The organism is Nonomuraea sp. 10N515B, from assembly GCF_052245915.1.
GTDB lineage: Bacteria > Actinomycetota > Actinomycetes > Streptosporangiales > Streptosporangiaceae > Nonomuraea.
In genome coordinates, this window is sequence record NZ_JBQQBQ010000003.1 from 137,232 (window position 1) to 161,078 (window position 23,847).

Genomic DNA, 23,847 nt, shown 5'->3' on the forward strand with positions numbered 1-23,847 from the left:
TAAAGTCAGCGCTTGATAAGCCTGCGCAGGCGCTTGTGGCCGAGCACCACGCCGCCCCCGGCCATGGCCAGGGCGCCCGTGAGGAGGACGCCGCTCACGGCGCTCGACTCCTCCGCCTCGGTCTTGGGCGTGACGGGGTGCCCAACCGGAGCCGCCACCGCCTTGCCGCCGGCGGGCTCCTCAGCGGGCTCGACCTCGGCGGACTTGGCCTCGGGGGTCTTGACCTCGGCAGGCTCCTCCTCGGCCACGACCTTCGGAGGCTTGGCCGGGTTGGTGTCCTTCCTGCCCCAGGCGCCGGTGGAGAAGGGGACCGGGTAGTTCTTCTTGCCGACGCCGTCTCCCCACTTGGTGATGACGTAGTCGATCTTGATGTGACCCTGGCCGCCGACGCCGTCCACGCTGAGCGAATTGGGGTTGAACCTGCCGCCAGTCAGCTCCGCGAAGGTCTTGGCGTCCAAGTCGAGCATGATGCCACGGTTGGAAGGCACGCCCGGGCCGCGGTCACCGACGAAGAAGGGGAGCTTCTTGCCCTTGTAGACCACATATCCCTCGGTCAGCAGCGGCCAGCTCGGACTGGCGGCCAGGCCTTTCTGCATGGGCTTGCCGCTGGCGGGCATGCCCGTGTCACCGTTGCGGCCGGATCCGTCGTCCCAGTAATAGGACGCCGTGGTAGAGCCCTTGAGCAGGATCTTCTCTTCGGTGTCGGAATCGGCGTGGGCCGCCGTGCAGGCGATGGCCACAACGGTGGTGGCGGAGGTGGCGAACAGGGCGCAGGAACGCAGGCCAAAACGTGCAGACATGGGGCAGTGAGGTCCTTTGCGAGGGGTCAGGGACACGCGCTCCCAAAAAAGGGCGTAGCAAGGCAGAACGCCGAACGGGGGTTACTACGCGGAGCGCGAAAAGAGCCTGGGAAAAGGGCCGATCAACCGGAGGCCGGCACGACGCTGTCTGGGGGTACGTACATCAATGCGGTGTCCTCTCCATCACGCCTACCGGGTTAGCTGACGGGTTCGGGCGGTGGAGATGCCCTACCGGCACGTGGCCGGATTCACCCCAGGGGTTGGGTCCCCGGTTCCCGATCTATCGGGATTCGGCTAGGTAATGGCCCACACTTTAACCACGTATTCCGGACACGCGCAAACAAATCATCATGAATCTGCAGAAAGATCTACCTAGGGCTGTAAAGGGACGAATCGGGCAGAGGTTGGCGTTCGCGGGCATAGAAAGAGGGGGTACGGCATGCCGTACCCCCTCGCAATCCCAGCCTCAGCCGCCGCTCTTGCGCCTGAACGATCTTTTACTCGCAGCCGGACCGTGCGCCCCGTGGATCTTCGATGGGTCACCGCCCCTGCCACCTTCGCCCGAGCCCGCGTGCTGGTTGCGCTTGCGCTCCAGCGCCTCGCGGAACTTGCGCTTCATCTCGTCCTCGGGAGTTTCGCTGTTTTCCGGCTCCGGTGTATCCGCCATGAGGACCTCCATGGTGTTGGGGACAATCACAGCTTCGCACGGCGGCGGTTATGGCGCGAAACCGGGGCTGAGGCCGTGCCTTGGGCAAAGACGAACCGTTCCTGGTATTGCGTTGGTACGCACCGGGGAAGCAGAAGCGACATGATAGCCAACCCCCCGGAGCGGCAATGAGCGTCCTCGGCCATGACCTGGCGATGGATCTCGGGGCCGCGTCCACCCGGATCTACGTCAAGGGCAAGGGCATCGTGCTGGACGAGCCCTCGGCCGTCGCACGCCACGCCGAGACGGGCAAGGTCCTCGGGTACGGCGCGGCGGCCGTCGACGTCCTCGGCGAGACGTGCTGGCCGATCAGCGACGGACTGCCTGCCGACGGTGAGCTCACCCGGCGTCTGATCCGGTATTTCGTCCGTAAAGTGCACGGGCATCCGTTCGCCCGGCCCCGTGTGGTCCTGGCGCTGCCCGACGGGTGCACGCGGATCGACCGGGCGGCACTGCGGGACCTGGCGTTCGAGGCGGAGGCGCGGGACATCCTGCTGATCCCGCACGCGCTGGCGGCCGCGCTCGGCGCGGGCGTGCCGGTCAAGGACTGCGCCGGGTGGATGGTCATCGACATCGGGCGCGACGCGGCCAGGATCGCGGTGCTGTCTTACGGGGCCGTGGTCGCCTCTGGCACGGTCCCGGGCGGCGGCCATGCCATGAGCAGGTCGATCGCCCGCCTGGTCGAGCGCGAGCACGGACTGCTGATCGACGAGGGCGAGGCGGAGGCGGCGAAGCGGCGCGCGGGCTCCGAGTGGAAGCCTCTGGACCGGCAGGTGCTGGTCCACGGCAGGGACGCGGAGACCGGCAGGGAGCGCACGGCGGCGCTCCCGGTGCAACTGATCTATGAGGCGACCAGGCAGCCGGTCGAGACCATCGAGCGGGCGGCGGTCGGGATCGTGGAGGACTGCCCGGCGGAACTGGTGGCCGACCTCGGGGAACGGGGTGCGGTGCTGGTGGGGGGTGGCGCACTGCTGCGAGGGCTGTGCCGGCGGATGCGTACCGCCTTGTGCATGCCGGTGCGCCGGGCGGAGCGGCCTCTGGAGTCCGTGGCGCTCGGCCTCGGACACTGCGTGGACGACCTGGGACTGATCGCCAAGCTCAGGGGCGGCGCCAGGTGACACCGGGCCAGGCCCGGCGAACCTAGCGTTCGTCGACCAGCTCGGCCGCGGCCTCCAGGTCGGCCGGGGATTCCCAGCGCTAGATGTCGACCCAGGTCCGTTCGTCGATCCGGATCAGCTTGGCCTCCGAGGGTCCGGAGATCTTGGCGCGGAGCACGGCGATGAGGGCGGCCCGCGCGGCGAGCACCTTTTCGGTGGCGGCGGGGTCGGCGGTGAAGCGGGTGGTCAAGAGGGTCGGCAAACTCACGCAGAAGGCCAGGGAGACGCGCAGGCGGATCCTGCAGGCGGCCGGGAGTTGTTCGTGCGCGACGGGTACGGCACCACGAACCTGCAGGACATTGCGAACAAAGCGGGCGTGGCCGTGCAGACGATCTATTTCGTCTTCGGCAACAAACGCTCGCCGCTGAAGGAGCTGGTGGACGTCACGATCGCCGGGGACGACGAGCCGGTGGCGACCATGGACCGGCCGTGGTTCCACGCGGCGATGGCCGCCGATCATGAAGGTGCTGAGCACGGCCGCGGCGATGGACCCCGAGGTGGGGGCGCTCTGGTCGTACGACATCGATCCCGCTACACGGTGCAGCGGGCCGCGGCCGACGCGCTCATGGCCAAGCCGGGAGCATGGGCTGGCGTCTCGGCCGAGTTCGCGGCCGACGTGCTCTACACGCTGCTCAGTCCCGAGGTCTACCTGCAGTTCGTCGAGGAGCGCGGCTGGAGGCCCGAGCAGTGGGAGGAGTGGGTCCACGGGACCCTGGCCGCCCAGCTCCTCCAGCCGGAATAGGACGCCGGCCCGCGCCCGGGCGGCGGGCGAGGGCCGAGCGTGCCCGGGTGGGCGGGGGTCACGGCGTGGAGAGTGCCTCCGTCGGGGACAGGCGGGAGGCGCGGATCGCCGGGTAGAGGCCGGCCATGGCGCCGATGGCCAGCGTCGCGGCGAGCCCGCCGACCGTGGCCCAGGCCGGGACCACGGAGGGCCACCCGCTGTAGAGCGCGTACCCCATGGTGACGGCGGTGCCCAGGAGCACACCGCCCGCTCCGCCCATCGCCGACAGCAGCAGCGACTCGGCCAGGAACTGGGTGCGGATCTGACCGCGGGTCGCCCCGAGCGAGCGGCGCAGCCCGATCTCCGAGCGGCGTTCCAGCACCGAGATGACCATGGTGTTGGCCACGCCCACACCGCCCACGAGCAGGGCCACCGCGCCCACGCCCAGCAGGAGGTTGGCGAACGCCTGACTGGTCGCCTGCTTGGCGGCCAGCGCGTCGGACGGGCGGGAGACGTCCACCTCGTTCGGCGCCTCCGGGTTGGCGGTGCCGGCCAGGACCTGGCGTACCGCCTCCAGCTTGGCCTCCTCCGAGCGGGTGTAGAGCGTGGTCGGGTGCCCGTCGAAGTCCAGCCGTTCCTCGGCCACCGGCCAGCCCACCATGACGCCACTGTCCAGGTCCGTGGCGAGCGCGACCGGGTTCAGCACGCCGACGACGGAGAAGCGCTGGCCGCCGACGACGACCTGCGTGTCCTGGCTGACCGCGCCGATGCCGAGCCTCTGGGCGGCGGCCGAGCCGAGCACGGCCGCCGGATAGCGTTCGGTGGCCTGGTTGAGCCAGGTCCCGCTGCGCAGCGTCGCGCCGACGGTGGCGGGCAGGTCGAGGCGGGCCGCGTACGTGGCGATGCCACCGGTCTGGGCCTCGGGAATCTGCTCGGACCGGTAGACCTTGGCCGCGGAGATCTTCGCCACCGCGGAGGCGGCCTCCACGGGCCCGATGCGCTCGATCATCGCCTCGGCGTCCTTCGGCATCTGCGCCGCCTCGCCCGTGAGCGTGGTGCCCGAGGCGACGGTGAGCAGGTTGGTGCCGAGGGCGGAGAGCGTGCGGTCGAGCTCGGCGCCCGAGGAGGACGAGAGCCCGACCACGCCCACCATGGCCGCGATGCCGATGGCGATGCCGAGCGCGGACAGGAACGCCCGCAGGGGGCGCGTCCGCAGGCCCACCGCGCCGACCCGCATGACGTCGCCCAGCCGCATGCCGGCCGGGGCCAGTTTGGGCCGTTTCACCTCGACGACGGCCATCACGCCACCCCTGATTCGGCCATATCCGATGTGCCCGAGTCCGGCACCGCGTTCGATGTGCCCGAGTCCGGCACTATGTCGGACGTGCCCGAGTCCGGCATGTCCGGCACCGCGCTGTCCGCGATGATCTCGCCGTCCCGCATCCGCACCTGCCGGGGCAGGCTGGCGGCGATCTCCCGATCGTGCGTGATGATCACGATGGTGGTGCCGGAGGCGTTCAACTCGTGCAGCAACTCCATCACCCCCGTGCCGGACACCGAGTCCAGAGCCCCGGTCGGCTCGTCGGCCAGCACCAGCGGCGGCTCGCCCGCCACGGCCCTGGCGATGGCCACGCGCTGCCGCTCGCCACCGGACAACTCGTGCGGCTCGTGGTCCATCCGGTGCCCGAGACCGACCCGTTCGAGCGCGGCGGCCGCCCGGCGGCGCCGCTCGGACCTGCTCATGCCGGTGTAGATGAGGCCGTCGGCCACGTTGTCCAGCGCGGGGATCTTCGCGGCGAGGTGGAAGTGCTGGAAGATGAAACCGATCGTGGTGGCGCGCAGCGCCGAGAGCTGGCCGTCGGACAGTTTCGACACGTCGTAGCCGTCGATGTGGATGGTTCCCGAGGACGGCCGGTCGAGGGTGCCGACGACGTTGAGCATGGTCGACTTCCCCGACCCCGACGGGCCGGCGATGGCGACGAGCTCACCGTGCTCGATGCGCAGCGACACCGAGTTCAGCGCCGTCACCCCGCCGGGGTAGGACTTGGACACATCCGTCAGAGAGATCATGGGGTACGTCACTTCGGCATCCCCACGGTCATGCCCTCGGTGAGCCCGTCGCCCTCGACCTCGACCCGCCCGCCGGCGAACAGCCCCGTCTCGACGGCGATGTACCTCGACGTGCCGCCCTCGATCACCTCCAGGCCGAAGCCGCCCTCCCGCAGCGCCACGAGCGCCGCGACCGGCACGGTCAGCACGTTCTTGCGCTGGGAGGCGGTGAACGTCACGTCCACCGACGCCTTGTCGAGCCCCTTGGCGGCCTTGGCATTGCCGATCGAGACCAGCGCCTCGACCCGGGTCTCGGGGTCGGCGTTCTGGCTCTCGCCCGGCACGATGACCGTGGCGACCTCGGTGACCTTGCCGTTCACGTCCTTGCCGTCGGGCAGCGTGACCTCGACCTTGGCCCCCTTCTTGGCCATCCGCTGGTCCTCGGCCTCCAGCTCGACGGTGACGACCTTGGACGTGCCCGTGTACGTCAGGACCTTCTGGCCGGGCTGGGCCGGCTGGCCCTCCTCGGACTCGACGCTCTCCACGCGTACCTTGCCCGGCGCGAAGACGACGCGGCCCAGCTCGACCACGCCGGTCTCGTCCAGGCCACGGTCTTCCTGCCATTCCATGACGGCCTCGGCGGTGTCGTAGGTGTACTCGTCGTCGACCGTGAAGCCGTCGTAGCCCAGCTTGCTGAGGTTGCGCTCCAGGTTCTCCACGTCGTTGCCCTCCGCGCCGATCTTGAGGTCGCGGTAGGCGGGCGTGTCGCCGTACATGAGCGTGACGGGGTCGTTGTCCAGCCGGTACATCGACTTGCCGCGGGTGATCTGCTGACCGCTCTCGGGCAGCCAGGTGATGGTGCCGGGCTTCCTGGTCACCGCCGTGGTGACCGGTCCGTAGCCGAGCTCGCCATCGGCGTCCATGGTGTCGTTCAGCGTCTGCCTGGCCACCGTGGCGGTGGCCGGGGGCAGGGCCTTGGCCGACTGGGTCGGGCCCGAGGCGCCCTCCAGCAGGCCCGCGCTGTTGATCGCCACGAACCCGCCGCCCGCTGCGGCCAGCACGATGAACAGTCCGGCGACCACCTTGCCCCGCCCGCGACGGCGGCGCGGGCGGGAGGGCATCGCATCGGGCTCCGCCTTCCCGTCAAGGGTGGCCATTCCCATCACATTCCTCCCATACCGGCCTCAGCCATCTGCTCCTGGCACTTCTCCTTGGCGGACTTGAAGTCGGGGTCCTGGCCGACGTCGCCGGTGATGCGCATCATGCCGCCCTCGGGGTCCGGGTACTTCTCGACGCCGTTGTCCCGCATGCACTGCGCGACCTTGCGCAGGGCCTCGGCCCGCTTGGGGTCACCCCCGCCCGCCTTCTGACCGCTCGGGGCGTACTGCTTGCAGGCCTCCTGGGCCTTCTGCATCGTCTCCCTGGGGGTGTTCTTGTCGAGCCGCAGCATGACGCCCTTGCCCGGCTCGGGGTCCGGCATGTCGATGCCGTTCTCGCGCATGCACTGGGCGTACTTGAGCGCCCTCTCGTGCGGGTCCTCGCTCGGCTTGGCGCTGGCCCCGGCCTGATTGCCGGTGCCGGTGACCGAGGCCACGTCGGAGCCGCCGGCGGCGGCGCCTCCGCAGCCCGCCAGCAGCATGGTGGCGGCGGCCAGAGTTATGAGAGCTCGTGCTCGCATAGATGATCTCCTCCGTCGAATCAACGTCGTCGAGGGGAGATGCAATACGGCCCGCCGTTTCCTCCGCGTTTCCGCAGCTGACTTATTTGGAGCAAACGCCCCGTAGGTCACACTCGGCTCTGAAAGCAGAGAGAGGGGCCTGAGCTACGCCATGCGGGTGCTGGTGGTAGAGGACGAGCGGATGCTCGCCGACGCGATTGCCGAGTGGCTGCGCGAGGAGACCCACGCGGTCGATCTGGCTCACGACGGCGAGGCGGCGCTGGAACGGATCGCGGTCAACGACTACGACGTGGTCGTGCTGGACCGCGATCTGCCGCGGGTCCACGGCGACGAGGTGTGCAGGGAACTGGTCGCCTCGGAGTCCGACGCGCGGGTGCTGATGCTGACGGCGGCCGCGCAGCTCGACGACCGGGTGACGGGGCTGTCCATCGGGGCCGACGACTACCTGTCGAAGCCGTTCGCGTTCCCCGAGCTGGCCGCCCGCGTCCTGGCCCTGGGGCGGCGCTCGCGGCCGGCCGTGCCGCCGGTGCTGCGCCGGGCCGGGATCACGCTGGACCCGGCGCGCAGGGAGGTGTTCAGGAACGGGCGGTTCGTGCCGCTGTCGAAGAAGGAGTTCGCGGTGCTGGCCGAGCTGATGCGGGCCAACGGCACCGTGGTCTCGGCCGAGCAGCTGCTGGAGAAGGCGTGGGACGAGCACGCCGACCCGTTCACGGGGGCCGTCCGGCTCACCATTCTCAAGCTGCGCCGCAAGCTCGCCGACCCGCCGGTCGTGGAGACCGTGCCGGGGGTGGGGTACCGGATCGCATGAGAATCCCGCGCCTGCAGCCCACGTTGCGACTGCGACTCACGCTCGTGTACGGCGCCGTCTTCTTTCTCGCCGGGCTGACCTTGCTCGGCGTCACCTATTTGCTGTTCAACCAGCAACTGACGCAGACGTTCGAGAGCCGGTACGCGCCGGAGCCCGGCAAGGTCAAGAACCTGTTCTTCATGAAGGACGGCGTCCTGATGGAGGGCCAGGCCGCGATCGAGTGGCTGCGCCAGCAGGAGCTGGAGCTGCGCAGCGCCGCCATCACGTCGCTCCTCACGCAGGGCGCGATCGCGCTGATCGTGGTCGGCGGCGCGGCCGTCGGGCTCGGCTGGGTGGTAGCGGGGCGGGTGCTGGCGCCACTGCACCGGGTCACCGACACGGCCCGCAAGATCGCCGCCGAGCCCATGGCCGAGCGCGGCCTGCATCAGCGGATCGGTCTCGAAGGGCCGGAGGATGAGGTCAAGACGCTGGCCGACACGTTCGACACCATGGTGGAACGGCTGGACGACTCCTTCGACGGGCAGCGCAGGTTCGTGGCGAACGCCTCGCACGAGCTGCGCACGCCGCTGACGCTCAACCGGGCGCTGGTCGAGCTGGCCATGCACCGCCGTACGGCCTCGGCTGACGTCAAGGAGCTGGGCGAGAGCCTGCTGGAGATCAACGCCCGCCACGAGCGGCTCATCTCCGGGTTGCTGCTGCTGGCCAGGTCCGAGCAGGAGATCGCGGACCGGTCGCCGGTGGACCTGGCCGACGTGGTGACGCACGTGGTCAGGCAGACCGAAGGGGACGCCGCCGAGGCCAAGATCACCGTGTACGAGGTGACCGCGCAGGCGCCGACCACCGGGGACGCGTTGCTGCTCGAACGGCTGGTGCACAACCTGGTCGAGAACGGCATCCGGTACAACGTCGACGACGGCACCGGGTGGGTGCGGGTGGTCAGCCGTACGGTGTCGGAGGGAAAGGTCGAGGTGGAGGTCAGCAACACCGGGCCGGAGGTGCCGCCCTACGACATCCCGCTGCTGTTCAAGCCCTTCCACCGGCACGGCGCCGAGCGGGTGGTCACCGCGCGGAGCGCGGGTCTTGGCCTGTCGATCGTGCAGTCGGTGGCGCTCGCGCACGGCGGCGACGTCAGGGCACGGCCGCGCGAGGGGGGCGGCCTGATCGTGACCGCCTCGCTCCCCCGCGCCCGCCACTGATAGGTCAGCGCCTAGCCGCCCGCGGCGGTGCGCAGCGCGCGGTAGAGCAGGCGGGCGTCGCCCAGGTGGTGGCGCAGGAGCTTTTCCAGGCCGCCGATCGGGACGAGGTTCTGTGGCGCGCGCGGGTCCTTGTAGTCCACTCCGGCCAGCGGCGGCAGGGCCAGCGTGACGGCGTCGGCCAGCCCGACGACCTGGGCCGGCTCCAGCTCGGCGCCGGCCTCGCAGCGGGCCACACCCGCCCAGGGTGCCGATGACTGGACGGGGAGCCGTACGTACCAGGCGTGCCGCCGCCAGCTGGTGCCCATGAGGAAGACCGGCGTACGCTGCCCGGGCATGAGCGCGGCGACCACCGCGGACTGCGGCGGCGGCAGGTAGGCGGTGTGGTGCGTCTTGATGTAACCGACTGTGCGCGGCAGATGCGTACGCCCCCGCAACGGCCCGTCCACCAGCAGCAGGTCGTCACTCTGCGACCGGTGCCGCACCGCCAGGTCCACCTCCAGCTGCGTGACCTGCCGCTGCAACGCCAGCGACAGCTCCTCGAAGCTGCCGTCGGCGGCCTTGCTGGGGTGGTAGGTGGCGTGCGGGGTCTTGACCTCGGGCGCCTGCGGGAACGCCGAGATCAACGCCCGGTGGACCTCGATCTCGGCGAGATCGGCGCCGTCCGGGCCGCACCGCACGATCCCGGCCGCGTAGGAGGCCGCGATCCCGGGAACGGGCATGGGCGCGTCGGGATCGTGGACCCAGACGCGGGCGTCGATCCTCCGGACGCCGTCGGCGACCAGCAACGTCTCGGGGGCGGCGGCGTCAGGGCCGGGCGTGACGGGCTTCCAGTCTGCGGCCGACCGCTCGATGTCCAGCACCAGCTCGGCGCTGGTCGCGCCCAGCTCGGAGAGGGCCTCGACGGCGAGGGCGGCGGCGTAGCCGGGGTCCCACGGGTCAACGGTGAAGCCCGTCACTGAACCTCCGCCTTCCGCACATGGGAACCCTTGGCGTCGCGCCTGACCTCGAAGCGTACCGGCACCCGATCGGCCAGCGCGGGAACGTGGGTGACGACGCCGATCATGCGATCTTGGCCGGCGGCGAGGCGTTCGAGCGTGGTGGCGACGATGTCGAGCGTGGCCGGGTCCAGGGTGCCGAAGCCCTCGTCGAGGAAGATGGAGTCCAGTCCCCTGGCGACGGCGCCGGACAGGGCCAGGGCGAGTGCAAGCGCGGCCTGGAAGGTCTCACCGCCCGACAGCGTACGGGCGCTGCGCCGCATCCCGGCCTCGCCGAAGTCGATGACCTCGATGTCGCCGGTCTTGTCGCTGAGCGCCAGCTCGTACTGGCCGTCGGACAGCTCGCGCAGCGTCTCGGAGGCCGAGGCGACCAGCACGGCGAGGGCTTCGGCGCACAACCAGCGCTCGAAGGCGTTGGCGCGCAGGCGCAGCGCGAGCTCGTGGGCGACCTTGGCCTCGTGCTCCTTCATCGCGACCTGGTTCTCCAGGTCGGCGGCCCGCTTGCGGTCCTCCTTGAGCCGGTCGAGCGCGCTTTCGGCGCGGGCCGCGGTCCCGGCGACGGCGGCGCCCAGCTGGTCGGGGGAGGCTTCGCGCGGGGCGACGACGCCGTGCTCGGCCAGGCGCTCGCCGAGCCTGCGGCGGTCGGCGGCGAGCCGCTCACCGACCTGGACGAGCTCCTCGTCGTGCGCGGCCAGCGCGGCGCGGGCGGCCTGTGCGGCCCGGTCCCGCCAGCCGAGCAGCTCGCTCCAGGCCCGGTGCAGGTCCTCGCGGACCAGGGGCGGCGGCGGGTCGTCCTGGACACCCGAGACGAGCAGCCGGTCGCGGGCGGACTCCAGCGTGCGCCAGGCGCTGTCGGCCTGCCGCTCGACCTGCTCGGCGGCGCTCCGCGCGCGGTCCAGCCGGCCGCGGGCGGCGCGTACGGCGTTGCGGGCCTCGGTGGCGAGCTCGTCGGCCTTGGCGATGGCGGCCAGCCGCGCTTCGAGCTCGGCCCGGTCGCCGGGGGCGGGCAATGCGGCCAGCTCAGCCTCCAGCCGGGCGGCCTGCGTGGCCAGCATCGACGCCGACGTCTCGGCCTTGGCATGCGCGGCTCTGGCCTGCTGGACCCGTTCGCGGGCGGTGGCGAGGGCGCGGTCGGCGGTGCGCATGTCGGTGGGCTGCTCGTGGCGCGGCAGCTCGATGATCGGGTGGCGGCAGACCGGGCACGCTTCGCCGACGGCGAGCCGCTGGACGAGGTGGGCGGCGGCGTGGGCGTCACGCAGGCGTTCGCGGCGCGCCTCCACGTTGGCGAGCGCTCGTTCGGCATCGGCCGCCTCGGCGGCCAGGCCCTCCAGCGGCGCGGCGGCTGAAGCGGCGGCGCCGCGGGCGCGACTGGTCTCGGCGTGCAACCGCTCGCGGGCGTCCAGCGCGGCCAGCGCCGCCCGCGGCGCGCCCCGATCGCCCAGGGCGGCCAGCGCCTCGTACGCCTCATGATCGTCGGCTTCCAGGGTGGCGACCTCGGCGGTCAGCGTCTCGACCGCCTCGGCGGCGGCGCGGCGGGCCGAAGCCAGGGTCGGGACCGCGTCGGGCATGCGCAGCGCCGACAACACCGACTGCCGTTCGGCGACGGCCGCCCGCTCCTGCTCGGCACGGCGGATGTCGGACTCGCGGGCCCGCAGCAGGTCCAGGTCGGCGCTGATGGTCTCGGCCAGCCGCCGCAGCGCCGCCAGCCGCTCGGCCAGCTCCCGCTCGGCCTCCTCGCTCGCGCCGGACAACTTGGCGAGCTGGTCGCGGGCGAAGGAGGCGGCCTGCTTGGCGGTCTCCTCCTCGCGGGCGGCGCGCTGCCTGATCCGCTCGTACACGTCGGCGTCGAGCAGCTGCACCAGCAGGTCCTGCCGCTCGCGCGGCGCCGCGTGCAGGAACTCGGCGAAACGGCCCTGCGGCAACACCACGCACTGGGTGAAGAACCGGTATTCCAGACCGGTCACCTGCTGGGCCTCGATGGTGACGTTCTCGCCCTCGGCGAGGGGTTTGACCACCGCGTCGAAAGCCGGCGGGGCCGCGGGGTCGAGCTCGTCGAGCCTGGCCTCCTTGGTACGCACCGCGCCCTTGGCGTCGCGCACCATCGCCCGGACCACGCCGTACCGGCGCCCGTTGCTCTCGAACACCATCGCCACCTTGCCGGCGCTGACGGACGGCGCCAGGGCGTGGGCGACGGCGCCCTCCCTCCCCCAGCGCGGCACCGTGCCGTACAGGGCGAAGCAGATCGCATCGATGATCGTGCTCTTGCCCGCCCCGGTGGGGCCGACCAGCGCGAAGTATTCGGTGTCGGTGAAGTCCACCGTCACCGGCTCGCGGAAGCTGCCGAAGTGGTCCAGGTGCAGCAGCAGGGGGCGCATCAGCCGGTCACCTCGTCGTAGAGCCGGTCGAACAGGGTGGCCACCTGGTCGTCGTGGCGTCCGGTGGCGGCAAGGTAGTCGCGGAACAACTCGCGCGGGCTGCGGTCGGCGGAGCTCGCCCGCCGCGTGGCGGGCACCGGACGGAACTTCTCATCCAGCATGACGTCCACGGCGCCGGACAGCAGCTCGCGCACGTCGTCGGCGAGGCCCACGCGGGGTTTCTCCTCGACGATCACCTTGAGCCAGTCGTCGCCGGGCTCGATGGCCTCCAGCTGCTCCAGCGTGCCGCGTACGGTACGCAGCCGGCGGGCCGAGCCGAACGTCAGCTCGCGCACCACGGCGGGCCGTCCTGGGGAGACCTCGACCAGCAGCGCGCCCGGGGTGTTGCCTTCTTCGCCGAAGTCGACGGCGAGCGGCGAGCCGCTGTACCAGATCGGGCACGGGCCGGGGATCTGCTGGCGGCGATGGAGGTGGCCGAGCGCGGCGTACTGGGTGGCCGTCGGGAAGGCGGTCGGCTCGAAGTAGTAGGAGAAGATCGACTGCGCCTCCCGCTCGCCGCCGCCGAACGCCCCGCCGGGCAGGGTGCCGTGGGTGGTGACGAGGTTGACGGTGTCGCCGTGGAAGCCGGCGGTCAGCGCGCCGATCAGCTCGCCGATGCGGGCGGCGTAGTCGCGGTTGTGGTCGGCGGCGGTGCCGGTGAGGACCTCGGCGGCGCGTACGACGTAGCGGTGCGACAGGAACGGCAGCACGGCCAGCCGCACCGGCTCACCGGAGCGCGCGGTGAAGGCCAGCGTGCCGCCCGCGTCGGGACGGCGGAAGGCGCCGAGCACGTGCAGCCCCAGCTTGCCCAGCACCGGCCGGTAGACCTCCAGCAGCTGCGGGTTGTCGTGGTTGCCGGCCAGCACGATCACGTCGCGGTTGTCGGCCCGCAGCGCCATGAGCGCGTTGAGCACCAGCGACTGGGCCTCGGGGGTGGGGGCGGAGGTGTCGAACAGGTCGCCGGCCACGATGACGGCGTCCACGTCATGGGTACGGGCGGCGGCGACCAACTCGCGGAGCACGGCCCGGTGCTCGTCGAGTCGGGGGCGGCCTTTGAGCACCTTGCCCACGTGCCAGTCCGCGGTGTGGAGGATCTTCACGAAACCACCTGTGATCAGAAGGGCGGGATGTCGTCTTCGACGCCGGGCAGGCCCTTGAACGGATCACCGCTCGACGCCGTCACCTGCGCCGCCGCCTCGGCCGGCCGGGTCGCCCACGCGGGGAAGGGGAAGGCCACGGCCAGCGGGACCGGGATCTCCGGCTGGGCCACGAACATGGTGCCCGGCTTGGCGATCGTGGCGCGCTCCCGGACGGCCGGGGGCAGCCAGCCGTACTCGGATCTGGCGGCCTCGGCCGGGTCGAGGCGGCCTGCGACGCGTACGGCGCTGTTGGAGACGATGCGCCGCTCCACCTCCGAGGCGGTCTGCTGGGCGCCGATGAGGATGACGCCGAGTGAGCGGCCGCGCTCGGCCACGTCCAGCAGGATCTCCTTGATCGGCGAGTCGCCTTCGCGCGGCGCGTACTTGTTGAGCTCGTCCAGCACCACGAACAGCAGGGGTTTGGCCGTGCCGGAGGACTCCTTGCGGTGGAACTCGCCGCGCAGCACCACGCCGACCACGAACCGCTGCGCCCGCTCCGGCAGGTTGTGCAGGTCCACGATCGAGACCTGCGCGTCGGAGGTGCTGACCGAGTGGGCGCGGTAGAACGGCAGGTCGCCGCGGACGATCGGGGACAGCGGGCGGACCGCGCTGCGGAGCCTGCGCAGGAAGGCGTTGACGGTGCCGAGCGGCGTCTGCGCGCCGGTCCACTGCAGCCGGCTGCCCTCGTCCTGCAGCTGGTCGGACAGCATCTCGACGAGGTCGGCGAACGTCCGGCACGTCGTGCCCTGCACCCTGACCGCACCGCCGTCGCCCACGGGCTCGGCCCACGCCTTCAGCCGGGCGGCGACCTGGCCGACGAGCAGCGAATAGCCGGCCCGCTCGTCGTCGGCGTCGGCGAAGACGAACCGCAACAGCTCGTCCTCACAGAACTCGACCAGCGTCCAGTAGAAGGCGCTCACCCCCTGGGTGCGGGCGGCGACGTGGGGCACGCCGTTCGGGTCGTTCGGCCGGGGCGGGGCGAAGACGTGCACGCTGCCGAACGGCCGCGCGGGCAGCCCGAGCCTGGCGTAGGCGCTCCTGGCCTTCTCGTCGAGGCGGAGGTTGTCGTGGTCGAGGAAGAGCAGGTCCTCGCCCTTGACGGAGAAGATCAACGCCTTGGTGTTGGCCGACTCCGCGTCCAGCACTCCCGAGTTGAAGATCGAGTAGAGGAGGAAGGTGGCGAAGGAGGTCTTGGTGGCCACGCCGGACACGCCGGAAATCGACACATGCGCGCCGCGGGTGCCGTCGAGGAAGTCGAAGTTGACATAGAGCGGCTGCCCGTCGCGGCCCATGCCCATCGGGATGCGCCGGTCCATGACGTCGAAGTAGAGCGCCTGGTCGCGGTCGCCGGCACTGGCCAGGTAGACCTGGGCGCCGGGCAGCGGCGGCACGAACACCTCCGGCTCGACCCTGGTCACCCGTATCTCGGCCACCTCGACCACGGCGGCAGGCAGCGCGCCCTCGGCGATCAGGAACACGTCCGAGTCGTACGCCGCGCCCTCGTGCCTGGCCTCCACGGTCGTCACCACGCCCGCCATCAGTACCGGCCCGTACCCGGGCACCTCCCGCCTGGTCACCACCACGTCGTCGAGCTGCAGGACCTTGCCTGGCTCCAGCCCCACCCAGAACGACAGCGGCGAGGCCGCCTGCGTGCCCAGAACCCGCCCGACCGCCTGGCCCGTCACCTCTGCCACAGGCGTCGTCGCCGACGCCCCGTTGACCGTCACTAATCCCTCCGCCCCCAAGAATGCCCTTCTATGGGAGCGTAATGGGGCCCGAGGCGTGCGTCCGGCTCATTCAGCCCGAACGCGAAGGACGCGCAGCTCGTGTGCCCCGTCCTGGCGCGTCATCTCGTAGTAAAGCCACCACTGGCCGTCGAGGATCAGTGCGTCGAGATAGCGTACGGATCCGCTGCGGTGCGGCGAGGTGACCCACGGCCCATATTCCGACAGCCGCCGCCAGTCGAACAGATCGGTGGAGACGGCGATGCCGCAGCGCTCCTCGTAGTTCTCCGCGTGCGAGGCCGAGCCGTCGTAGAAGCCCACGTATCCGCAGCCGGGGATCGGCACCACGCTGTTCAGCCTGGCCTGGTAGCGGTCCCAGCCGGCGCCGACCGGCAGGACGCTCCCCCGCCAGGTGAACGACTCGCCGTCGAGGCTGGTGGCCAGGCCGGTGGGGTGCGTGGTCGCGCCGACGTTGTAGATGTCGGCGGTCGCGTGCGCATCGGGGTCGGGGCTCTCCAGCGGCTCGGCGTAGCTGGCGAACAGGTAGGTGACGGGACCGGCCCGCAGCACGTACGGGTCCTTGACGCCTTCGGTGCCGGTGGAGGCCGCGGTCAACACGGGCCGGGCCCGCGTGACGTCGAAGGCGGAAGGGTGCGCGGCGGTCACCGCGTCGATGCGCCACCGGTTGTCGGCCGGGTCCACGTACGACAGGTAGAGCCGGAACCCGCCGCCGTCGGCCGGCGCCAGGCAGAAGCGCTCCATCGACGGCGTGCCCAGCTCGTCCTTGTGCACCGACCACACGTCGGTGAAGTCGAGGCCGTCGTCGCTGACCGCGACCGCGCACTGCCAGCCGCGCTCCGACGCGGCGCCCCTGGGCCGGCGTCGCCGGTAGGTCAGCCAGAACCGCTCGCCATCGTGCAGCACGCCGGCGGCGCCCGACCAGTAACCCTCCTCGTCCTTCTCCGGCGCGAGCACCAGCTCACCCGCCAGCGGGTCGAACGCGGTCAGCGGGGCGTAAACGCGATTAACCACAGTTCCTACCTTTCGTACAAGTAACAATCCAAGGCGACGGCGGCCCCGCCCACCACGCCGGCGGCCTCGCCGCCGAGGGTCGGCCGCTCCACCCGCACCGCGTCGCGGAGCACAGGGAACGCCTTGGCCCGCAGGGCGGCACGCACCCGGTCGAACACCGGCTCAGGGGCCGGCGCGAAGATGCCGCCGAGCAGGATCAGCTCGGGGTTGAGCAGGTTGACGGCGCTGGCCAGCCCGGTGGTCAGGTGATCCACCAGGTCGTCGAGGAGTCCGTCGGGGATCTCCGCGAGCGGGTTGGCGGAGCGGCGGCCAAGCTGCTCGATCAGGTATGGCTCCGACACCACGGTCTCCAGGCAGCCGGTCGCGCCGCACGGGCACGGGCGGCCCTTCTCCAGCACCCGCAGGTGGCCCAGCTCGGTGACCCCGTAGGCGCCTGGCCGGAACGGGTGGCCGCCGATCACCAGGCCGGCGCCGACACCGGTGCGGACGTACACGTACAGGAGGGGGTCGGCGCCGGCCGTCTCCCCGTAGCGGCACTCGGCCAGCGCCATGGAACGTACGTTGTGGTCGACGACCGTGGGGACGTCCAGCGCGGCCTCCAGCAGGTCGGCGAAGGCCACGTCGCGCCAGCCCAGGTTGACCGATAGCAGGTTGCGGCGGTGCTCGGGATCCACCGGTCCGGGGGCGGCGACCCCGATGCCCAGCAGCCGGTCGGCGGGCATGTCGGCGGCGAGCTCGGACGCGGCCTCGGCGATGCGCGCGACGACCCGCTCCGGGGCCTCGACGTCAAAGGCGAACGATGCGCTCCGGACGATTCGGGCCCTGAGGTCGCACAGCCCCAGTTGCACCGCGCCAGCGCCGACCTGGACACCGATGACGTATCGGGCGTCCGCGCGGATCCTGATGCCGGTCGACGGGCGGCCGACCCGCTGGCCGGCGCCTTCCACGGCGTCCTCCGCGACCAGGCCCTCCTCGAGCAGCTGGCCCACCACCTTGGTCATCGTGGTGGCCGACAGAGCCAGCCGCCGCGCCAGATCGGCACGCGGCTGAGGGCCGTCGTCGCGCAGGCTTCGCAGCACGAGCCGGCGGTGGTGCCGCCGTAAGTCCTGAACCGGCGAATACCTCTGGTCCATGAGCCGCCCCTTAATTAACTACTGGTGAGAAACTAATCCATGCAGGGCGGACCGGTCAAACCCCCAAAATGCCTAGATCTTTGCCAGGAGCTCCTCGAAGGTCGTCGCCGGGTGCCCGGTGAGGGCCGGGATGGCGTCGCTGACTCCTTCGAGCTCGCCGGCGGCGATCGCGAGGTAGGTGGACACCCACGCGTCGACCTGCCAGTCGGGTGCGCCGTAAACCCGGCGTGACTCGTAGGCCTCCTCGAGGGTCTCGGGGTGATAGGTGACGGTCCGCCCGGTGGCCCGGCTCAGTGTTGCGGCGACCTCGTCCAGCGTCATCGCGCGCGGCCCGGTGAGGTCGTAGGTCGCCCCTTCGTGCGCACCCGGGTCCAGCAGCACCGCGGCCGCCGCGTCGGCGATGTCGTCCTGGGCCACGGCCGCCACCCGGCCTTGGCCGGCCGGGCCGCGGATCACGCCGTCCTCGCCGGCCATGCTGGGCAGGAAGTCGGCGTACAGGCTGTCGCGCAGGAAGGTGAAGGGCAGGCCGCTGCCACGGATGTGCTGCTCGGTAGCCCAGTGGTCACGCGCCAGCGTGAACGTGGCCGACGGCGAGGCGCCGTAGAAGGAGATGTAGACCAGGTGCGTGACGCCGGCGTCACGGGCGGCGTCGACGAACGCGCGGTGCCGGTCGAGCCGGTCGGCGCTCTCCGACGCGGACACGAACAATACGGTCGTCGCTTTGTCGAGGGCCCGCCTCATCGCCTCGGGATCGCCGTAGTCCGCGCTGATCGCGCTCGCGCGGTCGAGCTGCGGCACGCGGCCCGCGTCCCGGGAGACGAGCCGCTGCTCGGCCCCGGCGGCCGCGAGCCGGGCGGCGATCCGGCCACCGAGCCTGCCGGTGGCGCCCGTGGTCACGATGAAGGTCATACCGCCCAGCCTACGGGCGCTCGTAGGCGACGACCACGGCCTGGGCGCGGTCGCGCAGGCGAATCCCGCTGCTGGCCGCGCTCGTGCCGGCGGGGGTGGCGATCGCGATGCTGGGCGCGTTTCTGCCTGCCCGCTCGGCGGCCCGGCTGACCATCGCGGAGGCGCTGCGTACGGAATGACGGCAGCGATCCCTTCCCGGCCCCTTCCCCCTCGCCCTGCTCAAGGCGAGGGAGGAGGCGGGGGTCCGATCGGCGGCCGGCGCCCCGGCGTCACGAAGGAATGGCTGGACTGGGAGAACACCGAGAGGGCATGGCCTCAGGGCGCGAACGCCGCCTTGGTCCACACGTATTGGGCGTCCAGCACCTCCCCCAGCAGGTCGAACAGCTCCCCTCTCGGCTTCCCCTCGACGCGGACAGGTGCGGCATAGCCGCCGGACGGACCCCGCTCGGCCACCAGCAGCACACGACCCTTCTGCCGGTCCACGCCCAGGGCCAGGGCCGTCTCCCGTGCGTCCACGCACGCCTCGGCGTCGCCATCGCGGTAATAGCCCTCGACCAGGTTCGCCCACAGTGCGCGGGCGGACGGGCTCTGCTGCGGAGCGAACGCCCGCGCCGAAACCACGAAGACCATCGCGTCCACCCGCATTACTGCCGCCACTCGCCGGTGCCCCTCGGCGAACGCCTCCTTCGGCGGCACCGGGTGTGCCCGCATCGACCCGGCGGCGGCGCGCAGCAGGGAGGCCGGGTCGAGAGCCGCCGCCTCCGGGCCCAAGTCGTTCTGCAGGTATCCGACCAGCGGAAACGGTGGATTGGGAAGCGCGTTGTAGCCGAGGAAGAGTTTCGGTCCGTCCTCGATGCCAGACAGGGACGTCAGCGCTCCGTGCGCCACCTGTCCCAGCCCTCCATGCCCATGGTCAGGCAGGCCATTGGCCGACTGCAGCATTTTCATATACGCATTGTAATGGCTTCATTACTCTATGTTAAGAGCGGCGTAAAACCATCTCAGAGAAGTCCCAGACAGGCTCTCCCGTCGCAGCGCTCGGACACCATCGCGGGACTCCAGCCGCGCTCACGCAAGGCGGCAAAAGGTGCTACTTGCATCAATCCGGCGCAGCAGGGGCGCATAAGCTGCTCGGATGATCGGTCGGCCCACCGAAGTGGAATCCCTCTTATCCCGCCATCGTCCCGCCCCCGTCACCGTCGTCGGCTGGCAACCCGTGCCGCCCTGGGCCGTCGCACGAGCACGGCTGGACGACGCCGAACGGGTGATCGCCAAATGGACGCGTCCGCACCGAGGTGCCGACGGTCTCCGTACCGCCTCGTGGCGGACCCGCACCGAACTGGCCGTGCTGCGCTTCCTCTCCGACGACCTCGGCCTCGGCCTGGCTCCGCGCGCTCTGGCGGCCGACCTGGATGCCGGGCTCATCGTGCTGGAGGACCTGGCGCCACGCACGCCGCTGGACGGGCTGCTGCGTGCGGACGGCGCAGCCGCCCACGCCGTACGCCTGGCCGCCTTCGCCCGCGCCCGCGGCGAGCTGAACGCCGCCACCGCCGGGCAGGCCGCGACCTACCACGCGCGCAGGGCCGCGCTCGGCCCGATCACGCCGGACGAGGACCGTATCGTGCATTTCGCCGGGAACCGCGAGGAGGGGCACAGGCAGGCCGCGGCCCTCGGCGCGCCGATCGTGGGGCGGGCCGAGCGGGAGCTGGCCGCCGTACGGGAGGAGCTGGCCGAGCCCGGATCGTTCCTGGCGTTGAGCAGCGGCGACCCGGAGACCAACAACATCCTCGTGCATCTCTCGGGCGACCCGGACGCCCGGCTCATCGACTTCGAGTTCGCCGCCTACGCCCACGCTCTCCACGACGCCGTCTGCCTGCACGTCCCCGGTCCCGGCTGGTTGTCAGTCCGCGACGACGGCCTCGCCGCCGAGTATCGCCGCGCCCTGGCCCGCGGCGTGCCCGAGGCCGAGGACGACCGGCGTTATGGTTTCGGACTGGCCGCGGCCTGCCTCTCCTACGCCCTGAACCGGCTGGAACGCTTCCCCAGGGTGGACGCCCGCCTGGCGGGCGACGACAGCCGCCCGCAGCTCGTCGCGATCCTGGAGGCCGCCGCCCGTACCGCCGAGGCCCACCGTGCTCTGCCGCATCTGGCCGGCTGGGCCCGTCAGGCGGCCGGCCTGCTCCGCCGCCGCTGGCCCGACGCGGATCTGGACCTCGAGGCCGTCCCGCCCTACACGCCCCGACGCGGCTGACCGGGTTGTCCATATGTGGACATTCGTGTCAACCTCGTGTCTCCACCAGGATTTTCCTCTGGTGCCTCATCTGCCACAAAGGAGGGCCCGCCGTGCGCGTCCACCTGGTCGTCCCGATCATCGCCCTGCAGTTCTTACCCGCCCCCGCGGCGAGCGTCGTGGACTACGAGTGCACCACGACGGCCACAGGCCAGAAGCAGCAGGTCAAGGTCGATGTCGAACTAACGGTCCCCGCGCGTGCCGCTGTGGGGGAGAACCTGACGATCGGCTGGCGCGGCACCTATGTGGCGGGAGCCGAGCTCCGCGCACCCTCGACCGGCCTGGACGGCAGTCTCAAGCTGTACGCGTACGCCGGCATCAGCAAAATCCCGCGGCTGACCTCGGCCACCGGCGTTGGGCAGCTCGGCACGATCACCCCAGGCCAGCCCATCCTGCTCCCCACGACCACGGTCAACCTGACGACGACACCGCCGGGCAAGGGCGAGGGCGAGGTACACGCCGCCGCCATCAACATCGGCCCCAGCCCTCAGGAGCCCTTGATCGAGTGCGAGGTCAAGAACAAGTCCGCTCTCACGCAGTACCCGCTCGCCGTCGGGGAATCCGATGGCGCGACAACCCCTACCTCCTCCCCCACCGACACGGCCGACGACGAGACCACGGACGACGAGGACGAGAGCGACGCCACGACCCCAGAGGTGACGACCACCGTCACGACCACCGCGACCCCGGAGGGAGGAGTCGATACGGGGGCCGGAGGCGAAGCCGGGCCGGACGGGCGGGCGTTGATGCTGGCCGGATCCCTGGTGATCCTCTCTTCCGCCACCGGCCTCGCATTGCGCCGCCGCGGGTCAAGACGGCCGGCACTGCGACGGCCCGGTCAGTAACCCTCCATCTCCCGCATGAAGGCCGCCCGCCCTTGCGAGGCTCAGCACAGCGGCGGGCCGAAGAGGCCGCGACATCACCGCAGCCCACCTTCACGTGTGAGGCAAACTGGGCGGGTGAGGATGAGCGATCATCAACCGGTCACGCCGTTCGAGGAGCGGCTGTGGGCAGCCCATCAGGACGGGCAGGAGGCCCTGTGTCTGAGCCTGCTCCGCGATGCCGACCTGGCACTGCCGATCACTGCCGCCGCGGCGGCCGGGACCGAGGCTCCCGCGTGGGCGACCGTCAGCGACTCGGAGCGGACGTGGCTGCTCGCCTACACCTCCGTCGAGGCGATGCGACTGGCCACCGGGGGCGTCGCCACGCACTGCCGGGTCATCTCGCTGGTCGAGCTGGCAGCCGGCTGGCCGGACCTGCGGTGGGGCCTTGCGATCAATCCCGGGTTGACGGCCTTCCTCCTGCTGGAGTCCGGAACGGTGGCCAGGCTGGCGGTGCCCACGCTGGCCCAGGACCTCCTGCTCGATCCCGCGTCAGGGGTGCCGGCGGTTCAGAAGCTGCTCTCCCCCGTCGACGTCAATGACCTTCTGACCGGGGGCGAGCCGAGGATCTCCGGCTACTGCCATCACGCCCTGGACGTCTCGCACATCGCGACGCCCGCCGTGCTCGCCCAGGCGCTGGGGCAGCCGGACATGCTGACCGCGGATGGCTCCCTGAACATCCTGCGCTGGCGCCCGGCCGGCCTCGACCTCTACCGCACCCCCTACGGCGGGACCGACGAGGAGAGCCGGGCGGCGGTGGCGGGCTGGGTGATCGAGGAGCCGCCGTTCGTGGGGATGGGCCTGGTGCCGAACGTCGATCACGTCATCCGCGAGTACAAGGTGTACGGCGTGGGCCTGCCGCACGGCGCGGAGATCTGGGAGCTCACCTCCAGGGGGACGGAGCACCGGCGCGCGATCTACCACGGCGACCTGCGGCGGTGGCTGCTGATCGGGACGCGAGCAGCGCGATGAGCAGGCACTTCTACCGGGCACGCTGGCGGGAGAAGGATTACGTGGCCAGCCCAGAGCCGCACTCTCTGGAGCTGTGGGTACGGCTGCGCCGCCCCGATCCGGCGGACGGCTTCGAAGAGGTCGAGCCCGGCTGCCATGTACGCACGGTCCCCGCGACCGAGTGCTCGGCCCTGCACTTCGTGACGACGGTGTGCACCTGGCGGGGAGAACAATTCCACGTGCACGACGAGCATGACGGGCGGCTGCTGCTCGAATACCTGGGCGGATCCGCGCTCGCGGCGGTCGACCTAGGGATGGAGCGCATCGAGCGGGGCGTTTACCGCCTCTGGGTGCCCCGCGCGGAGGTCACCGGGCTCCACGAGCACGCCGTTTCGCTGAATGTCGGAAATCAACACTTTTGACGGACACCCTTGTCTTCCGTTGTTCATGTGACGGAAACTGACTAGAAACGTAGGAGTGTCGTAAGAGACTTTCACGTGACATCAAGGGGATACATGGAGTCGCTGGAGCAGCCCGACGCGGCGGCGATGAGGGCTTATGCCGACGAGCTGCGCGACATGTTCCGGCAGATCCAGGACACGGGCAAGGAACTGCATGCCCAGGCCAGAGCGGTACAGATCACCGAGAAGTCGCGTGACGGCCTGGTGTCGGTGACGGTCGGCCCACGCGGCGAACTCGTCGGGCTCGACGTCGACCCGCGCATCTACCGGCGGCCCGACGCGCGGCACCTGGCCGACACGATCGTCGAGACGGCCCAGCGGGCGGCGGCCAGAGCTCGGGAGCGCATCACGGAGATCCTCGAGTCGGTGATCCCCCGTGCCGAGCTCGAGGCGCACCTCGACGGCGACCTCGAAACCGCCATGACGCAGCTCGCCGAGCGGATGGAGGGATAGCGGTGAGGCTCTGGGACGGCACAGAGATCGTGAAGTCTGTCGTGAACCGGGGGATCTCCGAGTGGTCGACGATGGCCGAGGACCTCGAACGAGAGGCGTCGAAGCTGATCGCCGAGGTCAAGGAGGCGCTCGCCGCCGCTCCTTGGGGCTCCGGCGTCGAGGGTGAGGCGTTCAAGGCCGCCCACTTCCGCGGCAACGGCCCGGACCGGATGCTCACCCAGTGCGCCCAGCTTGGCAGGGAGATCATCGACGCGGGGGACAGGGTGCGTAAATCCGTCGACAACACCCTGCTGACGGACGCCGACATCGAGCACCAACTCCGGGCCGGGCTAACGCGGGAGATCTGAGGC

General features: G+C 71.1%; 26 protein-coding genes and 1 riboswitch. Of the genes, 10 read left to right on the forward strand and 16 right to left on the reverse strand.

Annotated features, from left to right (window positions below):
• Positions 1–5 precede the first annotated feature (5 nt).
• Together ACTWQA_RS05155 and ACTWQA_RS05160 are read right to left on the reverse strand one after the other, a co-directional pair.
• On the reverse strand, positions 6–800 hold the full coding sequence (locus ACTWQA_RS05155; RefSeq protein ID WP_443158134.1) for a hypothetical protein: 795 nt from the start codon (positions 798–800) through the stop codon (positions 6–8).
• A gap of 171 nt (positions 801–971) precedes the next feature.
• Positions 972–1,106: riboswitch (cyclic di-AMP (ydaO/yuaA leader) on the reverse strand.
• Between the two features lie 160 nt (positions 1,107–1,266).
• A complete protein-coding gene (locus tag ACTWQA_RS05160; protein WP_305916475.1) occupies positions 1,267–1,467 on the reverse strand; it encodes a DUF5302 domain-containing protein in 201 nt (66 codons plus the stop codon).
• Between the two features lie 167 nt (positions 1,468–1,634).
• Here ACTWQA_RS05160 and ACTWQA_RS05165 point away from each other — a divergent pair, with 167 nt between their 5' ends.
• A complete protein-coding gene (locus tag ACTWQA_RS05165; protein ID WP_443158135.1) occupies positions 1,635–2,624 on the forward strand; it encodes a rod shape-determining protein in 990 nt (329 codons plus the stop codon).
• A gap of 79 nt (positions 2,625–2,703) precedes the next feature.
• Here the strand turns inward: ACTWQA_RS05165 and ACTWQA_RS05170 are convergent, their stop codons facing one another.
• Positions 2,704–2,871 (reverse strand): hypothetical protein, encoded by a 168-nt coding sequence (locus ACTWQA_RS05170; RefSeq protein ID WP_443158136.1) that lies wholly within the window; start codon positions 2,869–2,871, stop codon positions 2,704–2,706.
• Positions 2,872–2,925: 54 nt separating this feature from the next.
• Here ACTWQA_RS05170 and ACTWQA_RS05175 point away from each other — a divergent pair, with 54 nt between their 5' ends.
• Positions 2,926–3,405 carry a TetR family transcriptional regulator gene (locus tag ACTWQA_RS05175; RefSeq protein WP_443158137.1) on the forward strand — a complete coding sequence of 160 codons (480 nt, stop codon included), beginning with the start codon at positions 2,926–2,928 and terminating at the stop codon, positions 3,403–3,405.
• A 58-nt stretch (positions 3,406–3,463) separates the two neighbouring features.
• Here ACTWQA_RS05175 and ACTWQA_RS05180 read toward each other — a convergent pair whose 3' ends face one another.
• Genes ACTWQA_RS05180 through ACTWQA_RS05195 form a run of 4 tightly spaced genes read right to left on the reverse strand, consistent with a single transcriptional unit; the run spans position 3,464 to position 7,111 of the window.
• Positions 3,464–4,684: an ABC transporter permease gene (locus ACTWQA_RS05180; protein ID WP_443158138.1), complete on the reverse strand. Its 1,221-nt coding sequence runs from the start codon at positions 4,682–4,684 to the stop codon at positions 3,464–3,466.
• Positions 4,684–5,454 carry an ABC transporter ATP-binding protein gene (locus ACTWQA_RS05185; RefSeq protein ID WP_443158139.1) on the reverse strand — a complete coding sequence of 257 codons (771 nt, stop codon included), beginning with the start codon at positions 5,452–5,454 and terminating at the stop codon, positions 4,684–4,686. The genes ACTWQA_RS05180 and ACTWQA_RS05185 overlap by 1 nt, the downstream gene beginning before the upstream one ends.
• An 8-nt stretch (positions 5,455–5,462) precedes the next feature.
• A complete protein-coding gene (locus ACTWQA_RS05190; RefSeq protein ID WP_443158140.1) occupies positions 5,463–6,590 on the reverse strand; it encodes an efflux RND transporter periplasmic adaptor subunit in 1,128 nt (375 codons plus the stop codon).
• Between the two features lie 5 nt (positions 6,591–6,595).
• A complete protein-coding gene (locus ACTWQA_RS05195; protein ID WP_443158141.1) occupies positions 6,596–7,111 on the reverse strand; it encodes a hypothetical protein in 516 nt (171 codons plus the stop codon).
• A 151-nt stretch (positions 7,112–7,262) separates the two neighbouring features.
• On the opposite strand from ACTWQA_RS05195, the gene ACTWQA_RS05200 reads away from it, so the two are divergent.
• Both ACTWQA_RS05200 and ACTWQA_RS05205 read left to right on the forward strand, forming a co-directional pair.
• The gene (locus ACTWQA_RS05200) at positions 7,263–7,919 is read left to right on the forward strand and encodes a response regulator transcription factor (protein ID WP_443158142.1); all 657 of its coding nucleotides are present in this window, start codon (positions 7,263–7,265) and stop codon (positions 7,917–7,919) included.
• Positions 7,916–9,115: a sensor histidine kinase gene (locus tag ACTWQA_RS05205; RefSeq protein WP_443158143.1), complete on the forward strand. Its 1,200-nt coding sequence runs from the start codon at positions 7,916–7,918 to the stop codon at positions 9,113–9,115. Before ACTWQA_RS05200 ends, ACTWQA_RS05205 begins: the two co-directional genes overlap by 4 nt.
• A gap of 11 nt (positions 9,116–9,126) precedes the next feature.
• Here ACTWQA_RS05205 and ACTWQA_RS05210 read toward each other — a convergent pair whose 3' ends face one another.
• From ACTWQA_RS05210 to ACTWQA_RS05250, 9 genes are all read right to left on the reverse strand, one after another.
• Entirely contained in the window at positions 9,127–10,071 is a 945-nt protein-coding gene (locus ACTWQA_RS05210; RefSeq protein WP_443158144.1) for a hypothetical protein, read from the reverse strand.
• Positions 10,068–12,485, reverse strand: a complete 2,418-nt coding sequence (locus tag ACTWQA_RS05215) for an AAA family ATPase (protein ID WP_443158145.1) — start codon at positions 12,483–12,485, stop codon at positions 10,068–10,070. The genes ACTWQA_RS05210 and ACTWQA_RS05215 overlap by 4 nt, the downstream gene beginning before the upstream one ends.
• The gene (locus tag ACTWQA_RS05220; protein ID WP_443158146.1) at positions 12,485–13,624 is read right to left on the reverse strand and encodes an exonuclease SbcCD subunit D; all 1,140 of its coding nucleotides are present in this window, start codon (positions 13,622–13,624) and stop codon (positions 12,485–12,487) included. The genes ACTWQA_RS05215 and ACTWQA_RS05220 overlap by 1 nt, the downstream gene beginning before the upstream one ends.
• A gap of 14 nt (positions 13,625–13,638) precedes the next feature.
• The gene (locus tag ACTWQA_RS05225; RefSeq protein ID WP_443158147.1) at positions 13,639–15,390 is read right to left on the reverse strand and encodes an ATP-binding protein; all 1,752 of its coding nucleotides are present in this window, start codon (positions 15,388–15,390) and stop codon (positions 13,639–13,641) included.
• 66 nt (positions 15,391–15,456) lie between these two features.
• The gene (locus ACTWQA_RS05230) at positions 15,457–16,419 is read right to left on the reverse strand and encodes a hypothetical protein (protein ID WP_443158148.1); all 963 of its coding nucleotides are present in this window, start codon (positions 16,417–16,419) and stop codon (positions 15,457–15,459) included.
• A 5-nt stretch (positions 16,420–16,424) separates the two neighbouring features.
• A complete protein-coding gene (locus tag ACTWQA_RS05235; protein ID WP_443158149.1) occupies positions 16,425–17,552 on the reverse strand; it encodes an ROK family transcriptional regulator in 1,128 nt (375 codons plus the stop codon).
• A gap of 72 nt (positions 17,553–17,624) precedes the next feature.
• Positions 17,625–18,461, reverse strand: coding sequence for an NAD(P)H-binding protein (locus ACTWQA_RS05240; protein ID WP_443158150.1), 837 nt, complete (start codon positions 18,459–18,461; stop codon positions 17,625–17,627).
• A 10-nt stretch (positions 18,462–18,471) separates the two neighbouring features.
• Complete coding sequence (locus ACTWQA_RS05245) at positions 18,472–18,615, reverse strand: hypothetical protein (RefSeq protein ID WP_443158151.1); 144 nt, start codon at positions 18,613–18,615, stop codon at positions 18,472–18,474.
• A 161-nt stretch (positions 18,616–18,776) separates the two neighbouring features.
• Positions 18,777–19,409 (reverse strand): hypothetical protein, encoded by a 633-nt coding sequence (locus ACTWQA_RS05250; protein WP_443158152.1) that lies wholly within the window; start codon positions 19,407–19,409, stop codon positions 18,777–18,779.
• A 187-nt stretch (positions 19,410–19,596) separates the two neighbouring features.
• Between ACTWQA_RS05250 and ACTWQA_RS05255 the strand changes: the two genes are divergently transcribed.
• The 6 genes from ACTWQA_RS05255 (at position 19,597) to ACTWQA_RS05280 (ending at position 23,844) form a co-directional block, all read left to right on the forward strand.
• On the forward strand, positions 19,597–20,712 hold the full coding sequence (locus ACTWQA_RS05255; RefSeq protein WP_443158153.1) for a hypothetical protein: 1,116 nt from the start codon (positions 19,597–19,599) through the stop codon (positions 20,710–20,712).
• Positions 20,713–20,804: 92 nt separating this feature from the next.
• Positions 20,805–21,596, forward strand: a complete 792-nt coding sequence (locus ACTWQA_RS05260; RefSeq protein ID WP_443158154.1) for a hypothetical protein — start codon at positions 20,805–20,807, stop codon at positions 21,594–21,596.
• Between the two features lie 120 nt (positions 21,597–21,716).
• Positions 21,717–22,604 carry an SseB family protein gene (locus ACTWQA_RS05265; protein WP_443158155.1) on the forward strand — a complete coding sequence of 296 codons (888 nt, stop codon included), beginning with the start codon at positions 21,717–21,719 and terminating at the stop codon, positions 22,602–22,604.
• Positions 22,601–23,005: a hypothetical protein gene (locus ACTWQA_RS05270; RefSeq protein ID WP_443158156.1), complete on the forward strand. Its 405-nt coding sequence runs from the start codon at positions 22,601–22,603 to the stop codon at positions 23,003–23,005. Before ACTWQA_RS05265 ends, ACTWQA_RS05270 begins: the two co-directional genes overlap by 4 nt.
• 93 nt (positions 23,006–23,098) lie before the next feature.
• Positions 23,099–23,497, forward strand: coding sequence for a YbaB/EbfC family nucleoid-associated protein (locus ACTWQA_RS05275; RefSeq protein WP_443158157.1), 399 nt, complete (start codon positions 23,099–23,101; stop codon positions 23,495–23,497).
• A 2-nt stretch (positions 23,498–23,499) separates the two neighbouring features.
• The gene (locus tag ACTWQA_RS05280; protein ID WP_443158158.1) at positions 23,500–23,844 is read left to right on the forward strand and encodes a hypothetical protein; all 345 of its coding nucleotides are present in this window, start codon (positions 23,500–23,502) and stop codon (positions 23,842–23,844) included.
• Positions 23,845–23,847: the final 3 nt, after the last annotated feature.

Bases quoted from the DNA above. Each gene is read 5' to 3' on its own strand.
- ACTWQA_RS05155 (WP_443158134.1), bottom strand. From the start codon at position 800: ATGTCTGCACGTTTTGGCCTGCGTTCCTGCGCCCTGTTCGCCACCTCC.
- ACTWQA_RS05160 (WP_305916475.1), bottom strand. From the start codon at position 1,467: ATGGCGGATACACCGGAGCCGGAAAACAGCGAAACTCCCGAGGACGAG.
- ACTWQA_RS05165 (WP_443158135.1), top strand. From the start codon at position 1,635: ATGAGCGTCCTCGGCCATGACCTGGCGATGGATCTCGGGGCCGCGTCC.
- ACTWQA_RS05180 (WP_443158138.1), bottom strand. From the start codon at position 4,684: ATGGCCGTCGTCGAGGTGAAACGGCCCAAACTGGCCCCGGCCGGCATG.
- ACTWQA_RS05185 (WP_443158139.1), bottom strand. From the start codon at position 5,454: ATGATCTCTCTGACGGATGTGTCCAAGTCCTACCCCGGCGGGGTGACG.
- ACTWQA_RS05190 (WP_443158140.1), bottom strand. From the start codon at position 6,590: ATGGCCACCCTTGACGGGAAGGCGGAGCCCGATGCGATGCCCTCCCGC.
- ACTWQA_RS05195 (WP_443158141.1), bottom strand. From the start codon at position 7,111: ATGCGAGCACGAGCTCTCATAACTCTGGCCGCCGCCACCATGCTGCTG.
- ACTWQA_RS05200 (WP_443158142.1), top strand. From the start codon at position 7,263: ATGCGGGTGCTGGTGGTAGAGGACGAGCGGATGCTCGCCGACGCGATT.
- ACTWQA_RS05205 (WP_443158143.1), top strand. From the start codon at position 7,916: ATGAGAATCCCGCGCCTGCAGCCCACGTTGCGACTGCGACTCACGCTC.
- ACTWQA_RS05215 (WP_443158145.1), bottom strand. From the start codon at position 12,485: ATGCGCCCCCTGCTGCTGCACCTGGACCACTTCGGCAGCTTCCGCGAG.
- ACTWQA_RS05235 (WP_443158149.1), bottom strand. From the start codon at position 17,552: ATGGACCAGAGGTATTCGCCGGTTCAGGACTTACGGCGGCACCACCGC.
- ACTWQA_RS05240 (WP_443158150.1), bottom strand. From the start codon at position 18,461: ATGACCTTCATCGTGACCACGGGCGCCACCGGCAGGCTCGGTGGCCGG.
- ACTWQA_RS05245 (WP_443158151.1), bottom strand. From the start codon at position 18,615: ATGGTCAGCCGGGCCGCCGAGCGGGCAGGCAGAAACGCGCCCAGCATC.
- ACTWQA_RS05250 (WP_443158152.1), bottom strand. From the start codon at position 19,409: ATGAAAATGCTGCAGTCGGCCAATGGCCTGCCTGACCATGGGCATGGA.
- ACTWQA_RS05255 (WP_443158153.1), top strand. From the start codon at position 19,597: ATGATCGGTCGGCCCACCGAAGTGGAATCCCTCTTATCCCGCCATCGT.
- ACTWQA_RS05265 (WP_443158155.1), top strand. From the start codon at position 21,717: ATGAGCGATCATCAACCGGTCACGCCGTTCGAGGAGCGGCTGTGGGCA.
- ACTWQA_RS05270 (WP_443158156.1), top strand. From the start codon at position 22,601: ATGAGCAGGCACTTCTACCGGGCACGCTGGCGGGAGAAGGATTACGTG.
- ACTWQA_RS05275 (WP_443158157.1), top strand. From the start codon at position 23,099: ATGGAGTCGCTGGAGCAGCCCGACGCGGCGGCGATGAGGGCTTATGCC.